Origin of the sequence: Rhodococcus sp. KRD162, assembly GCF_017168335.1 — a bacterium.
GTDB lineage: Bacteria > Actinomycetota > Actinomycetes > Mycobacteriales > Mycobacteriaceae > Rhodococcoides.
Genome location: NZ_JABFAU010000001.1, coordinates 18,150 through 33,698, shown reverse-complemented (window position 1 = coordinate 33,698; position 15,549 = coordinate 18,150). Strand labels below are relative to the sequence as shown.

13 protein-coding genes are annotated in these 15,549 nt (G+C 63.4%); all 13 read right to left on the bottom strand.

Annotated features, from left to right (window positions below; genetic code table 11):
* Positions 1 to 106: 106 nt before the first annotated feature.
* The 13 genes from J1M87_RS00185 to rplL all read right to left on the bottom strand — a co-directional run bounded on the left by J1M87_RS00185 (position 107) and on the right by rplL (position 15,543).
* On the bottom strand, positions 107 to 2,683 hold the full coding sequence (locus J1M87_RS00185) for an aminotransferase class III-fold pyridoxal phosphate-dependent enzyme (protein ID WP_206486675.1): 2,577 nt from the start codon (positions 2,681 to 2,683) through the stop codon (positions 107 to 109).
* Positions 2,684 to 2,905: 222 nt separating this feature from the next.
* A complete protein-coding gene (locus tag J1M87_RS00180; protein ID WP_206486674.1) occupies positions 2,906 to 3,805 on the bottom strand; it encodes a hypothetical protein in 900 nt (299 codons plus the stop codon).
* 60 nt (positions 3,806 to 3,865) lie between these two features.
* Entirely contained in the window at positions 3,866 to 4,555 is a 690-nt protein-coding gene (locus J1M87_RS00175; RefSeq protein ID WP_206486673.1) for a hypothetical protein, read from the bottom strand.
* A gap of 83 nt (positions 4,556 to 4,638) precedes the next feature.
* Entirely contained in the window at positions 4,639 to 5,886 is a 1,248-nt protein-coding gene (locus J1M87_RS00170; RefSeq protein WP_206486672.1) for an MCE family protein, read from the bottom strand.
* Entirely contained in the window at positions 5,883 to 7,148 is a 1,266-nt protein-coding gene (locus tag J1M87_RS00165; protein WP_206486671.1) for an MCE family protein, read from the bottom strand. Before J1M87_RS00165 ends, J1M87_RS00170 begins: the two co-directional genes overlap by 4 nt.
* 29 nt (positions 7,149 to 7,177) lie before the next feature.
* Positions 7,178 to 8,461: an MCE family protein gene (locus J1M87_RS00160; RefSeq protein ID WP_027498221.1), complete on the bottom strand. Its 1,284-nt coding sequence runs from the start codon at positions 8,459 to 8,461 to the stop codon at positions 7,178 to 7,180.
* Complete coding sequence (locus J1M87_RS00155; protein ID WP_008713869.1) at positions 8,461 to 9,459, bottom strand: MCE family protein; 999 nt, start codon at positions 9,457 to 9,459, stop codon at positions 8,461 to 8,463. Before J1M87_RS00155 ends, J1M87_RS00160 begins: the two co-directional genes overlap by 1 nt.
* Positions 9,456 to 10,523: an MCE family protein gene (locus tag J1M87_RS00150; RefSeq protein WP_027498222.1), complete on the bottom strand. Its 1,068-nt coding sequence runs from the start codon at positions 10,521 to 10,523 to the stop codon at positions 9,456 to 9,458. Before J1M87_RS00150 ends, J1M87_RS00155 begins: the two co-directional genes overlap by 4 nt.
* Positions 10,520 to 11,875 carry an MCE family protein gene (locus tag J1M87_RS00145; RefSeq protein ID WP_008713865.1) on the bottom strand — a complete coding sequence of 452 codons (1,356 nt, stop codon included), beginning with the start codon at positions 11,873 to 11,875 and terminating at the stop codon, positions 10,520 to 10,522. Before J1M87_RS00145 ends, J1M87_RS00150 begins: the two co-directional genes overlap by 4 nt.
* A complete protein-coding gene (locus J1M87_RS00140; protein WP_027498223.1) occupies positions 11,872 to 12,732 on the bottom strand; it encodes an ABC transporter permease in 861 nt (286 codons plus the stop codon). Before J1M87_RS00140 ends, J1M87_RS00145 begins: the two co-directional genes overlap by 4 nt.
* Positions 12,733 to 12,737: 5 nt before the next feature.
* A complete protein-coding gene (locus tag J1M87_RS00135) occupies positions 12,738 to 13,532 on the bottom strand; it encodes an ABC transporter permease (protein ID WP_027498224.1) in 795 nt (264 codons plus the stop codon).
* Positions 13,533 to 13,537: 5 nt separating this feature from the next.
* Positions 13,538 to 14,713: an ABC transporter ATP-binding protein gene (locus J1M87_RS00130; RefSeq protein WP_206486670.1), complete on the bottom strand. Its 1,176-nt coding sequence runs from the start codon at positions 14,711 to 14,713 to the stop codon at positions 13,538 to 13,540.
* A 443-nt stretch (positions 14,714 to 15,156) separates the two neighbouring features.
* Positions 15,157 to 15,543 (bottom strand): 50S ribosomal protein L7/L12, encoded by a 387-nt coding sequence (gene rplL / locus J1M87_RS00125; protein WP_008713856.1) that lies wholly within the window; start codon positions 15,541 to 15,543, stop codon positions 15,157 to 15,159.
* Positions 15,544 to 15,549: the final 6 nt, after the last annotated feature.

The following is a 15,549-nucleotide window of genomic DNA, read 5'->3' as shown; positions in this document are numbered from 1 at the left end:
ATTCGTCGTACACGCTCGCGACCTCCCACCGGTGATGTCGACCCGTCGACACCAGCGAGGACGGGTCCGGGGTCCACTGCCTTCCGCAGACCCCGGGCCCGGTCGACTACCGACCGCCGTCGCGCCACCGCGTCGCCTCGGCGAGCGCGAACCCATGTATATCGGCCAACTCACCCAGCCGCTCGACGCTGTCACCGTCGAGACTGGTACCGATACTGCGGAGCTCGAACTCGCCCGACAACGCGATCAGCATCGTCTCGGCCATACAGGCGTATGTCAGGCCGGGAGCCAACCCGTAGGTCAACCCGAAATCCGAACCCGACGGCACCCGAACGATGCCGCCGTCGAACACGGTCACATCCGGCCGCTCACCGCGCACGTCGCGGCCGATGTTCGGTGGCTGCGCAACATCGCAGACGATGGCACCCTCCATCAGATCCGTCGGATCGATCAACGCATGCGGTGCCGACGTGGCTGCGATCACGATCAACGAATCCCGTACCGCAGCAACAGGATCGGTGAAGAACTCGATGTGCCGCGACCGGATCAGGTCATCGATGTCGCCATCGACCGCGGCCACAGCACCGGCCAGATCCCCCGAGCCGGAACCCGCTCTCGCACCGGCCACCATCTCCTGCGCCGCCGCCCACAGCTTCGGCGCGATCACCGAGCTCTCGCCCCGCCTGCCGACCAATGCGATGCTGCCGACCTCGCCGGCCAATTGCCTGCCGATGGTCCGGCCGATCGCTCCGGCAGCACCGAGAATCGTCACCCGAGCCCGGCCGACATCGATTCCGCGTTCGCGGCATACGCGTCGTACCGCCCGTAGACTCGCCGCGGCCGTGAAGGTGTTTCCGGTCGTGATCGGCCGCGTTGTCACGCCGAGGCCCAACCCGTTCCCGGTGATCACCGACGAATAACCGCCCAATCCCACCACCGTGGCACCGCGGGAGATCGCCAGGTCCACGGCACCGCCCACCACACGCAACGCCTGTTCGGCAGGCAATCGCAGCAGTTGCTCGGAGGTGTAGGGCAAGCCGATCAGGTCACCGTGAGCAGTTGCCTCCCCACCGCCGATGACGCGGCCGCTGCCGATGACGAACGAGGCCGGGTCGAGCTCGGACGTCGACGCGGCGAAACGCTCGAGCAGATCCTGTCGCTCGGCATGATCGAACACCTCGAGGGCAGGGTCGAACGCGGCGAAGAACCCCAGATCCAGAGGGTGAGCGACAAAGGCGAACCGGCGATCCGAGGGTCGAACGTCGATGTCGGGGGTCCGCCCCGGACGCAGCGCAGCAAGCGCAGGTGGAGTGGCGACGGTCGGCCGCCCCAACAGGTGCCCGAACAATCCGTCCAAGTCCCCCATCGCCGCATACCCGAGCGCCCGATCCAGTGCCGCCACCAGGCGTGTGCACTGCACTGCCGTCACAGTCAGCGGAGGCTCGATGCGAATCACCCTGGTACCGAACAGCGTCGGAGCCACTCGGATACCCTCGACGTTGAGGAGATAGGAGCAGATCACCGCAGTCAGATTGCGTTGCTCGGCAATGGAACCCAGCAGCGATTGCCGGCCGACAAAGTTCAGGTCCGCGCTGAACTCGATCCCGAGCAGCAGGCCGCGCCCGCGAACATCGGTGATCACCGACGGATACTTCTCGGCCAGAGCCGTCAGGTCTGTTTTCAACTGCCGACCGAGCACCGCTGCGTTCGTCACCACCGCGCAGTCGTCCCGAGTCAGTTCGTCGACGACCGCGAGGCCCACCCGCGCGGCCAACGCGTTGCCTGCGAACGTCGAGGTGTGCCGCAGCGCGAACCCTTCGTCCACCAATTTCGGAGCACACAGCACCGCACCCACCGGCACGATTCCGCCGCCCAGTGCCTTCGCGAGAGTCACGATGTCCGGTACGACGCCCTCGTGTTCGCACGCGAACATCCGCCCGGTCCGGCCGAGCCCGGTCTGGACCTCGTCGAACGCCAACAGCACCCCGTGCCGGTCGCAGATTTCCCGCACCCGGTGCAGGTAACCGTCCGGTGGGCAGACCACTCCCCCCTCACCCTGGATCGGCTCGACCAGGAACACCGCGTAGTGCCCCGGCGCAGCGGACAGGGCCGCATCGAGCGCATCGGAATCACCGAAAACTATGTGATCGAACCCTTCGACCGGTGCCCCGAATCCGCTTTGATACTCGATATTTCCGGTCGCGGACAGCGCTCCCAGCGTCTTGCCGTGAAAGCTGTTCCCAGTGGTCAACACACCGAGCCGCCCGGTATGTGCCCGAGCGATCTTGAGCGCCACCTCCGTCGCCTCGGTACCACTGTTGACGAACGTCGTTCGGGTCAACCCTCCGGGAGCGATGCGCCCCAACTCATGTGCCAATTCACCGGCCGCCGTCAGCACCGAAGGCTGCACGAAGATGGCCTCCCCGCTGCAGCGAACATCGTTGATTGCCTGCCAGATCGGGGTGGGGCCGTGTCCGAAAGGAAGGGCACCGTATGCCCCCGCGAAATCGAGATAGCGACGGCCCACTGCGTCGAACAGCACGGTCCCGTCGCCGCGAACATACTCACGATCGAGATTCAGCGCAGACAACAATCGGTACAGTTCGGGATTCACGTTCTCGGCGAAGCCCGAACGACCGGACCTCGATTCCAGCACGGAAAAGTCGATAGTTGTGTCGGTCATGACCAGTTTGCTCCGTATTCATCGGATCCATCCCTGGCTGTCGAGCGTCGAATGGTTGTCCCGAGCAACCAGGGCTCGTCCCAAGCCAGGACGCAATCGCGATGTTAACTCGCACGCACGCACGCGACAGATGGGCGAGAAGCGCACGAAAAAGCCCCGTCCGAGCAGTGGTCTGCGTCGAACGGGGCCTGATCGAAGAGCTGGCCGAAACCGTTTCCGGTATTACTGGTCGTCGATGGCGGACAGCTTCCACGTACCGTCGATCTTCTCCATGTTGACCGTCAAGGGGCCCTCGGCGCTTCCCGACGCGGATCCGTTCTGCGTGGCGCTGATGTTCACGTTTGCGAGCAGCTCGGCCTTGTCGCCCTGTAGCAGGGTCACCCCGATGTCGGTGACCATGGCCTCGGTGCCCGTATCCGTCTGCACCACAGCCGCTTTGGTTGTATCCGCGGTGGAGTTGAACTCGTCGAGCATCGACTGGTTGAGCACCGCGCGAGCCGCGTCGAAATCGGAATCGATCGTCTCGGCCTTGTACGTGTAGAGCGTCTGCAGTGCATCGGTTGCCGCCGAGGTGACCTCCTGCGTGGCCGCGGAATCCACCCACGCTTCGTTGTCGATCGTGGCGAAGGGCTTGAACCACGCGAGAGTCGCAAAAGCGCCGAGTACAACAGCGATCACCGCAACGATGATCACGTGCTTGTAGCCGATCCCCGACTTCGACCCGCCGGAAGACGCCGCGGGTGATTCGACCGTCTCCGAATCCTCGGAGACCTCTGGGGTCACCGGATCGGTCTTCTCGTCGGACGAGGTCTCGGCGGCACCGGCCTTGGAGAGCGAGGGCTTCGCAGGGCTGGACTTGGCAGGGCTGGACTTGGCAGGGCTGGATTTGTCCGCGCTGGGCTTCGCAGAGCCAGACTTTTCAGCGCCGGACTTTTCAGCGCCGGACTTTTCAGCGCCTGCTTTCTCGACGGCCGGGGTGCTCGCTGCCGTCTCGGTCGACTCGGATCCTTCGACGCCGGTCGCATCCGGGGTGGAAGCGGCCGACTTTCCGGTACCTGCCACCTTGCGGCGCACCTTACTGGTGGTGGTGGGGGGAACGATCTTGCGACGCTGGGGAGGCACTAACAGAACTCCTTCGAAACTTACTTCACTACAGACGGAATACAGCCCTGCCGGATGACGTCAGTTGCCGCCGGAATCCGGCTGCGGAGTCGGCGTGGCTTCCGTGCTGGGGTCCGCCGCGTTCGGGTCGGCCGCGTTCGGATCGGTAGCACCCGGATCGGTCGGAATGACGGGGTTGGTGTTCGGATTGTCGAGTGAGATCCGTGATCCGATGGGGTCGACCTTGTTGGTCTTCCACACCCCGTCGACCTCCTCCATGGCCAGTCGCATCGTGAGCTTGCTTCGCTCCACACGATCGGGCCAGGTGGTGGTCGTAGCGACGACAACCAGTGCGGTAGCAGTGTGCTCGTCCGTGCTGAGCTCGGTCAACGCTCCGTGCAGAACCTCGGCCTCACTCTTCGCACCAGACTGCCGAACCTGATCGGTGATGCCCGAGCGGGTCTGTTCGAGGTCGTTGAGCATCAAGTCACCGGTGATCGAGGACTTCATGTTGTCGAACGACTGATCGATGTCGGCAGCGTCGACCGTGTTCAGGTTGACCGCAGCCTGCTGTGCGCCGGTGAGGGCGGCGTCGCGGGTATCAGCGGTGGGCTTCTGCCCGAACAACGCAATGCCCCAGCCGTAGCCGAAGAACACGGCTGCGGCGAGTGCCGCCACGGCGATCACCGTGACGACGGCAAGAAGAATTTTTGCTGTCTTGTTGCGCCCTGGAGTCGCTGGGGACTCCAGGGCTTCGGTGCTCGAGTTCACACTTTCACCCTACTACTCGGTAATATCCGGCCGAACCGCTCTCGACCCGATGACAGTGCTGAGCAGCAGTTCTTTCGATGGCGCTACTTCGGCGTGACGCCGATGAGCGGTGCCAACTGGGTGGCGATGGGGTTGAGGTTGAGCTTGTCGGGATCGACCTTCGGCTTGAGATCCCACGGCTGCGGAACGTCCGGATCGGCGAAGACGATTCGGTTCGCGCTACGAACGCCCGTGACGCTGCCCTGCGGTGTCGCACAGTTCGCGTCGAGGTTCAGCGGGTAGTTCTCCCGAGTCGGATCGAAGTTCGGGTTCTTGCGCTTCTCCTCGTCGAGGATCGCCTGCGAACCCTCGTACCCGATGGTGCACGGCGGTGGGTTGTTGGTCTCGAGCAACAGACCCTGGTGGATGGTTCCGTCGTCCGGCACGATCGTCGAGATACCGGCACCGAGCGCGGGCAGGAACGTCAGGAACGGCCGCAGAGCGACATAGCGGGGTTCCGCTTGAGCCGCGACGAGAGCAAGGTTGTTGATGTCGGTCGTCAACGACGGCCCGGCGTCGGTGATCAGACCACCGAGTTGGTCGCCTGCAGCGGTTCCGGTGTCGATGAGACGCCGAATGTCGGGATCGTTGGACTTGAGCTGAGCGGTCACCTGATCCAGGCTCGTACTGAACTGGCGGATGAGGTCCGACTGCTCGGTCTGCGTGTTCAGCACCGGCACGGCATCACGCACCAATGCCAGGGTTTGCGGCAGCGCCTCGTTGCCCGCCTCGGAGATGTTGCCGAGCGAATCGACGAGGGACTGCAGATCGCTGCCCTTGCCGTCGAACGCCACACCGAGTTCGTTGACGACCTTCGTCAGGTTGTCGAGCGGCACCGACCGGACCAACGTGTTCGCGTTGGCCAGCACCTGTTCCACGGGAACGGGTGTGGAGGTGTCGGCCACCGCGATCTCGGAGCCGTCGACCAGGAACGGTCCCTGGTCGGTTCGTGGCTGCAGATCGACGTACTGCTCACCGATCGCCGACCTGTTCGCGACGACGGCCTCCGTGTCCGCCGGGATATCCGGACCGCCGTCATCGAGCTTCAGATTCACCTGAACGCCGTCCTGCGTCAACTGCAAGGCACCGACGGTGCCTACCGGCACACCCCGGTACGTGACCTCGGCATTGGTGAAGATTCCACCGGAGTCGGCGAGATTGAGCTTCACGTCGTACTGCCCGAACCCGAGCATGTTGTCCAGGCGTACGTACTTTCCGCCGACGTAGATCAACCCGAGCACGGCGATCACGACGAATATCACCAACTGGTACCGAACGAGCTTCGATCTCATTGGCCAACTCCGAACTGTTCGAGCAGATCATTCAACGGTGCCAACGGGTCGAATGGTGCAGGTGCAGGCGCAGGGTTCGCGCCTGCGTTCGGTGCTCCCGGACCGGGAACCGGTGACGGGATGATCGGGGGCAACGGCAGCAACGAGATCGTCGGCCAACCCGGACGCGGTCCGTTTCCGTTGTAGTACGGGTTGGACGGGTCGACCACGGGGAGTGTGTTGCCGTACTTGGGCTGGATGTACACCGGATCGCCTTCTCCGACACCGAAGTTACGAAGTGCCGTTCCGATCGACAGGTCCAGCGACAGGAAGAGGTTGGCCGAGTTGCCCTCGATGATCTTCTCGGTGCCGTCTGCGAACGGCAACGTCGGGATCACCGCGAGCGAGGTCACGACGTCGTCAGCCGAATCGGCCAGGGCCTGCAATGTCGGACGCAGTGCCCGCAGGTCCGCGATCAGATCGTCCTTGGATCGATTGATCACGTCGGTGCCGACGGCACCGAGGCGGTCGAGCGCGCCGAGCATCTCGGTCAGCTGCGGTCGCTGCTGCTCGAGAACATCGGTAGCAATCGGCAGGTCGTTGAGCACGGCATCGATCTTGTCGGTCTGGGTGGCGACACGCCCACTGAGCGTGTCGAGACCGTCGATCGCGCGGGTGATGTCGTCACGCTGCTGATTGAGTCCGTCGATCAGCGAGTTCGCCTGCTGCAACAGCTCTTTGGTCTTACCTTCCCGACCGTCGAACGCCGTGCTCAGTTCCTTGACGATCGGCGAGAGCTGACCGACACCGCCACCGTTGAGCAGCAGCGACAGGGCACCGAGGACCTGCTCGATGTCGGTGGCATGGCGGGTGCGATCGAGAGGGATCGTGTCACCGTTCTGCAGACGGCCGGTTTCCTGTTCTCCCACCGGCGCGGAGAGCTGTACGAACTTCTCGCCGAGCAGGTTGGTCTGCTGAACCGAGGCGGTGGCGTTCGCCGGTAGGTCGACATCGGAGTTCAAGATGACGTTGACGTCGGCGGTCCAGCCGTCGTTCGGGACCGTTATCGAGTCGACGCGGCCGACCGAGACGCCGTCGACCTTCACGGTCGACTGCGGGACGAGGTCCAGTACGTCGTCGAACTGCACCGTCAGGTTCAACGGGTTCTCACCGACGTCGGCACCGCCGGGCAGCGGTATCGCGTAGATGCCGGCCGACGAGCATGCTCCGGCCGACAGCGCCACCACGCACGCACCGGCTCCGACCACCAAAGAACGCTTCACTCGAGCTCGATTCCGATTCACAGAGGCTCTCACTGTCCCCCACCTCCGATGTACGACTGCTCCAGTCCGGGCATCGAGCTGTTTCCGAGCCTGGGCGAGACGACGCCAGGCACGGTGCCCGGCACGGACACGTTCTGCTCGATGTCGTTGGTGAGAACGCCGAACGGCAGCACGATCCGGTTCTGGTCTTTGATCGGGGCCTGGATCATCGTGGTGATGTTGGAGCACTGATCGATGATCGGCTGAATCTGCGCACCGAGTGCTTCGAAGCGCGGATCACCGGGAACCAGCTTTCCGAGATCGATGAGCTGACACAGGGTGCCGAGCGGATCCTGGGTCTCGTTCTGGAGATTGGCGCGCGTGGCGAGCGTTCCCGACTCGGCGTCGTAGGCGTTTACCAGGTTGCTGATGGCCAGCGGCAGCAACGTGAGCGTTTGCACCAGCTGCTCGCGGTTGTCGGCGAGTGTCTGCGTCGGAACCGTGAGACCGTTCGCGGCATCGGTCAGTTGGGTCCGGTTGTCCGCGACGAACGTCGCCACGTCGCCGAGCGAGACCGACAGCTGTTGGAGTGCAGCTCCGAGGTCCTCTCGCTGCCCCGACAGGAAACCGGTCAGGTCGGCCAACTGGGTGTTGAAGTTGCGTACCTGCTGATCGTTGACGGCCAAGGCGCTGACGAACGTCTGCAGGTTCTTGATCGTGTCGAACACGTCGGTGCGCGAGTCACTCAACGTTCGACCGGCGGCCGAGAGCTGGGTGATGCTGTTGCCCAACGCTTCACCGTTGCCGTCGAGGTTGGCTGCACCGGTGTTGACCAGATCTGTGAGAGCGCCGTCCTTGTTCGCGCCGTCCGGACCGAGGGCGGTGGACAGGTCGTCGATGGACTTGTACAGCTCGTCGACCTCGACGGGTGTTGCGGTGCGATCGCGACCGATCGTCGCGCCGTCGGCCATGGTGTCGCCGCCGGTGTAGGCGGGTGAAACCTGGACGTAGCGGTCGGCGACGAGCGACGGGGTGACCTGCACGGCCTTTGCGTCCACAGGAATGTCGACCCCACGGTCGACGCGGAGGACGACCTCCACGTCTTCGCCTTGCGGCGTCACGGAGTCGACCGTACCGACCTTGACGCCAAGCACGCGCACCTCCGAGCCGGAATAGATGCCGATCGACTTGTCGAAGTAGGCGGTGATCTTGGTCGTTCCGGCCCTGGTGAACAGCCACCAGCCGGCGACCGCGAGGACGAGCGCCACGGTCACGACGACGGCGATCAGCGCGAGCTTGTTCTTGCTTCTCGGTGCTGTCTGCGTGTCTGTCATCAGTTCCCCGCCAACGTATCGAGCGAGGGCTGGCGGTAACCAGGTATCAACGGAACTCCGGGCGGTGTGAGGTTTGCCAGCGTGATGTCTATCCACCGGCCGTTGCCGGTCAGGTTCGTGTACAGCCGAATGAACGGTTCGTACAGCTTCAGCGCACGGTCGAGGTTGTCGTTGTTGCGCTGCAGGATCTCGATGGTGCCGTTGAGCTGCTGCAACATCGGGTTGATGGTGGCCTCGTTGTCGCGAACCAGGCCGGTCAGCTCTTGCGACACTCGCTGAGTGCCGGTGAGCAGCTGCGAGATGGCCTGCTGCCGATTGTTGAGCTCTTCGAGAAGCGGGCCCGCGTCGGTGATCAGTTGGTTGAACTGCTCGTTGCGGTCGGCCAGCACCTTCGAGGTCTCGCCGGTGGCCTCGAACAGCTTCTTCAGTTCCTCGTCACGGCTGGCCACGGTCTGCGATAACCGAGTCACACCGTCGAGCGAGGCACGGATGTTCGCAGGCGTCTCGGAGAACGCCTCGGACAGGGTCCGCATGCTCGTCGCCAGCTGATCGGTGTCGATGTCGCTGATGGTCGAGGCCGCAGCGGAGAACGCGTCGATCACGTCGTACGGGGACGTGGTGCGCTCGAGCGGAATCGGGTCCTTGGGGCTCAACGTCTCCGGACCGCTCGGGTCGAGCGCCAGATATTTCTGCCCCAGCACAGTCTTGATGGCGATGGCCGCTCGCGACTCGTTGCCGACCCAGGCGTCCTTGACCGTGAAGTCCACGAGCACCCGGTCGCCGTCGAGACGCACATCGGTGACCTTGCCGACCTTCACGCCCGCGATACGGACCTCGTTGGGCGGCTTGAGCCCTGCTGCCTCGCTGAACTCGGCGGTGTACACCGAACCCGCACCGATGATCGGGAGCCGGTCGAGAAAGAAGACCGACATCGTGGCGAGCAGGATGATTGCGATACCTAGCGCACCGATGGTGGCCGGACTACGACGAGATTTCATTGCTTGATCCCCCCAGCTTTGCAACGCGCTGCGGAGTTCGTGTACAGCGGCTGGTTGACGGTCGGCAGCCCGGTCGGCAGATTCAGATTCGGCGAACTACCCGGTCCGGCGACGATGTCGATACCGCACAGATAGAAGGTGAACCAGGATCCCTGCTGGGCCGTGCGAATGAGCTTCTCGAGTTTGACGGGCAGAATTCCGAGGACCGTGTCCACGTCGTCGCTTCGTCGGTTGACTGTCTCGGCCAACGTGTTCAACGCAGTCACCGAACCCTGGATCGACGGCCTGGTCGGCTCGAGCAGGTCGGCGGTCGCGTTGGTCAGGCCGGCGAGCGACGTCACGGCGGAGCCGACGACACCACGGTCGGCCGACAGGCCCGAGACGAGCTGCTGCGTGTTGACGATCAGGCTGTCGAGCTGCCCGTCGTTCTGGTTCACCGTCTCCAACACGTTGTTCAGATTGGTGATGACCTGCCCGATGACCTGATCCTTGTCGGCGACGGTGTTGGTCAGGGTCGCCGTATTGGTGACCAGTTCGTTGATGGTGCCCGACTCCCCCTGGAACACCTGAATGATCTGGTACGACAGCTTGTTGACGTCATCGGAGCTGAGCGTGGTGAACAGCGGGCGGAAGCCGTCGAAGAGCGTGGTCAGGTTCACCGCAGGCTTGGTCCGCTCCAACGGAATGGTGGCACCGTCGGTGATCTTCCGACCCTGATCTCCCGAACCCTGTTCGATGGCGATGTAGCGCTGGCCCACCAGGTTCCGGAATCGGATGGTCGCCGTCGAACTGGCCGGGAGCCAATCACGACTGCTCAGAGTGAAGTCCACCTTGGCTTCGCGCTCGTTGGCGATCTCGATCTTGTCGACCTGGCCGACACGAACGCCCGCGATACGAATCTCGTCGCCCTCGTTGAGAGACGTGACGTCCGTGAACACAGCCGAGAACTTGGTGCCGCCGCCGCCGCTGGAATTGGCGATGGTGAAGGCAAGGGTGGCCGTAGCAATGATCGTAATCACGGCGAACACGACCAACTTGATGATCGGCGCGAGAAGGCCTCTCATGGCACGGTCACCTCCACTCCTCTCAGTGCCGGTGCGCCGATAGCGGCCGCCCACGACGGAATACTGTCCGGTGCAACACCACTCGCCTGTCCGTAGATCACGGCCAGAGTGTCGCGCTCGAAGTCGGAGCCCTCGTAGCTCGCCGGCTGCGCGGATGCGGAGACGGCGGGAACGATGGAACTCTGGGCAGACTTCGGTGGTCCCTGTCCTTCGATCACCTGCGGGCCCGGGTTCCGGGTCGGCACCTGGTAGGAACCGTCGTTGATCGAGCCTCCCGGATACTGCGGGAAGAACTCCCCCGGCGCCGCGGGCTCGAAACAGGTGGCTCCGCGATCGTCGAACAAGCGCGGCTCGTCCTGGTTCGGCAAGTAACGACCCTTCGGGTTGACGAACGGTGCGGAGACGTTGATGCCGGGGTACTCGTCGCCCTCACCGAGTACGACTTTTCCGCGCCTGGCACCTTCGGCGAAATAAGTGAACGTGCAGCCGAACGTCGGGGAGAACTCGGCCAGCAGCTCGAGCGCTTCCCGAGAGTTCGCGGCCAATCCGATCAGGTTCTCGGAGTTGGTCTGTAGAAAGTCCGCAGTGGTGTACGACGCCGAGGTCAGGGAGCCGTACAGCGTGTCGAGGCTGGACTGCCGCTCGACCACGGTGTTGCCCGTCGTCCGCAAGTTGTCCAGCGCCGAGACCAAGTCCGGTGCCGCGTCTGCGTAGGTCTGCGAGAAGTCGGCCAGCCCGACCAACGTCTGCTGGATGTTCGGCAACTCCGTGTTCAGACCCGACACGATGTTCGTCAGGTTGTCGATGGTCTGGCCCAGTTGCTCACCGCGCCCGCTGAGGCCCTGCGCCAACGACCCGAGGGTGTTCGCCAGATCCTGTGGCGGAATCGCCTGCAGCAGTGGAAGCAAGCCGTCGAGCAACTGCCCGACCTCGATGGCGTTTCCGCTGGTGTCCTGTTTGAGGACCGTGCCCTCGGAGATCGGCGACGCCGCATCGTTCTCGGGCACGATCAACGAGACGTAGCGCTCACCGAACAGTGTCTTGGGAAGCAACCGTGCCGTCACGTTCGACGGAATCAGCGGTGCCTTGTCCGGATCGATGGCGAGCTGCGAGGTCACGACGCCGTCGACGGTGGACGCCGAGCGCACCTCGCCGACGATCATTCCGCGCACCTTGACATCCGCGTTCATCGGCAGCGCGTTGCCGACCGAGTCGGTTTCGAGGCTGACTTTCACCACATCTTTGAACGTCTTGTTGTAGGACGTGATGCTCCACCCCAGGAACAGGATGAGCACCAGGAAGAACGCCAAACCGAGGAGTACTCGCTTCAGTCGCGACGGCGAGTCGATCATCCCGCAACCCTCACTGTGGTGGTCGTGCCCCAGATGGCGAGGCTCAAGAAGAAGTCCAGTACGGCGATCGTGACGATCGCGGTACGAACGGCACGGCCCACTGCGACGCCGACACCAGCCGGTCCGCCAGAGGCGTGGTAGCCGTAATAGCAGTGGATCATGATCAGGACGAAGGCGAATATCAGCACCTTCAAGAACGAATACAACACGTCTTCCGGAGGTAGGAAGAGGTTGAAGTAGTGGTCGTAGGACCCCGTGGACTGCCCGTTGAAAATGGTGCTGATCCCTCGGGATGCGACGTACGACGCCAACAGCCCGACGATGTACAGCGGGATGACGGCCACGAAGCCTGCGATCATGCGGGTGGTCACGAGGAACGGCACGCTGGGTACGGCCATCACCTCGAGCGCGTCGATCTCCTCGGAGATTCGCATGGCACCGAGCTGGGCGGTGAAACCACAGCCGACGGTGGCCGAGAGTGCCAGTCCTGCGACAATCGGCGCGATCTCACGGGTGTTGACGTACGCGGACAGGAATCCGGTGAGCACGGAGCTACCGAGCTGTTCGAGGGCTGCATAGCCCTGTAGACCGACGACGATGCCGGTGAAGCCGGACATCATCACGATCACGCCGATGGTCCCACCGATGACGGCGAGCGCACCGCTGCCGAAGGTGACCTCCGCCAGCAGGCGGAGCACCTCCTTCTTGTAATGCACTGCGGTCTTGGGAATCCACCCGATGGCCCGCAGGTAGAACGACATTTGCTCGCCTGCGCGGTCGAGCACGTTGAGCGGGGCGTTGCCGACGCGCTTGACGCGCATCAGCGTGCGGTCACCGCGACCTCTTGCGATCGTCATCGCGGTTACGCTCCCTTCGCTGGGACGACCTGGAGATAGACCAGGGTCAGGATGAGGTTGGCGAAGAAGAGCAGCAGGAACGTGATGACAACCGTCTGGTTCACTGCCTCGCCGACGCCCTTGGGTCCGGGGTTGGGATTGAGGCCCTTGTAGGAGGCGATGATGCCCGCGATGAGTCCGAAGATTGCTGCTTTCGCCTCGGCGACATACAGATCCGGCAGCTGGGCCAAAAACGAGAACGACGCCAGATATGCACCGGGGGTGCCGCCCTGAAGGATCACGTTGAAGAAGTAACCGCCGGCGATGCCGACGACCGAGACCAGGCCGTTGAGCAAAAGTGCGACGAGGATCATCGCGAGCACTCGGGGAACGACGAGACGATGTACCGGGTCGATACCCAGCACTCGCATGGCGTCGATCTCCTCGCGGATGGTGCGCGAGCCGAGGTCTGCAGTCACAGCAGAACCGGCAGCGCCGGCCACCAGCAGTGCGGTCACGATCGGACTGCCCTGCTGGATGACCGCGAGCACGCTGGCCGCACCCGTGAACGACTCGGCACCGAGCTGCTTGATGAGCGATCCGGTCTGCAGCGCCACGACCGCGCCGAACGGAATGGCGACGAGCGCCGTCGGCAGAATCGTGACGCTGGCGATGAACCAGGCCTGCTCGATGAACTCGCGGAACTGGAACGGCCTACGGAAGGTGTTGCGAACCACCTCGACGAACAGTTCGACGATATTGCCGGCTTGTGTCAGAGCGGCGCTCGCCGGAGCGAACGTGGACTTCTTCGATCCCCCCATGTCTGCTATTGACCCCAACCTTGTGTTGGAGCTTGGTAGCCCTGCTGATCATGACCTTGCCCGCCGTAACCCTGCTGGTCGTAACTCTGCTGGTCGTAACCCTGGTGGTCGTAACCCTGGTGGTCGTAACCCTGGTGGTCGTATCCCTGCTGGTCGTAACCCTGCTGCTGGTCTGCATACGCGGGGTAACGCTGACCCGGGTCGGTGGTGTCGAGGCTTTCCTGGATCGCAACCTGGGCATTGTGCGGCAGGGTGTGCATGATCTGGCGGACGCGCTCCTGCCTACGCCCGACGGCTTCGCGCACCGGAGTTCCGGGAGTGGCCTTCATCTGCGGCACGATGCCTTCGACGTCGTCGACGCCGCCGGCGTGGTGGCCGGCGTCGACCATGGCCTGCTCCTGCGCCATCTGCGCCTCGTCCTTCTCCTCCGACATGCCGATCGGACCGATCATCGTTCCGTTGAGGAACTGCTTGACTACCGGCTCGTCGCTCGTCAGGAGCACCTCGCGGGGGCCGAACATGACCAGCTGGCGACGGAAGAGCATGCCGATGTTGTCGGGCACCGTCCGAGCGAGGTTGATGTTGTGCGACACGATCAGGATCGTGGCGTCGATCTCGGCGTTGATGTCGATCAGGGTCTGCGAGATGTACGTAGTGCGAACGGGATCGAGGCCGGAGTCCGGCTCGTCGACCAGGATGATCTCGGGATCGAGAACCAGAGCGCGGGCGAGACCGGCGCGCTTACGCATACCGCCGGAGATCTCGCCGGGCAGCTTGTCCTCGGCACCGAGCAGACCCGTCAGTTCCAACTTCTCCATGACGATCTTGCGGATGTCGGACTCGGACTTCTTCGTGTGCTCGCGGAGCGGGAACGCGACATTGTCGTAGAGGTTCATCGAGCCGAACAGTGCGCCGTCCTGGAACAGCACCCCGAACAGCTTCCTGATCTCGTAGAGCTCACGGGAGGAGCACTGCAGGATGTCGGTTCCGTCGATGAATATCTTGCCCTGTTCGGGACGCAGGAGGCCGATCAAGGACTTCAGGAAGACCGACTTGCCGGTACCGGAAGGACCGAGGAGCGCACTGACCTCACCCTTCGGCAGGGTCAACGTCACGTCCTGCCAGATCTTCTGTACCCCGAAAGACTTGGTCAATCCCTCGACCGAAACCTCGACTCCCACGCTGACCTCCACAATTCGTACACATCGACCCGGATGTGGGTTGTGTCACTGTATCCCATGCACGTGTCCGCACCGACACGGGAGCTTACCGCCCAGTAAGAACTTCCCCGAGTCAGGCTGTAGAGCTTGCATCAGTGTGGCTCATCTCACGCGACACGGTCGGCGACTCGCCAGAACTGTGACAAGTCCCTGCGTCACAAAGCTGTGACACGCCACAAACAATGACCGCCGAAACCCTTCGGAATGCTTTGGACTTCGGCGAAACCGAGTAAACAGGGGCACAAGGCCGGTGTCACGCGATTTGCAGGAGTCCGTGATCGATCACAACGGTGCACCCCGTGCGGTGTCCGAGAACAGAAGAAGGGCCGTCCCCACCGAGGTGGGAACGGCCCTTCTTGCGCTCGTGCGTTCAGAGCACGAAGCACGACTGCAACGAAGCGGTCCTACTTGACGGAGATCTTCGCGCCGGCAGCTTCCAGCTTCTCCTTGGCGGCGTCGGCTGCGTCCTTGGCAACCTTCTCCAGAATTGCCTTCGGAGCGCTCTCGACGAGATCCTTGGCTTCCTTCAGGCCCAGGCCGGAAACGACCTCACGGACGACCTTGATGACCTGGATCTTCTTGTCGCCGGCCGACTCGAGGACGACGTCGAACTCGTCCTGCTCTTCAGCAGCCTCGGCGGGGGCTGCGCCGCCGCCTGCAGCAGCAACGGCGACGGGGGCAGCTGCGGTGACCTCGAAGGTCTCCTCGAATGCCTTCACGAACTCGCTGAGCTCGAGGAGAGTGAGCTCCTTGAACTGGTCGAGCAATTCTTCGGTGCTGAGCTTCGCCATGGTGGC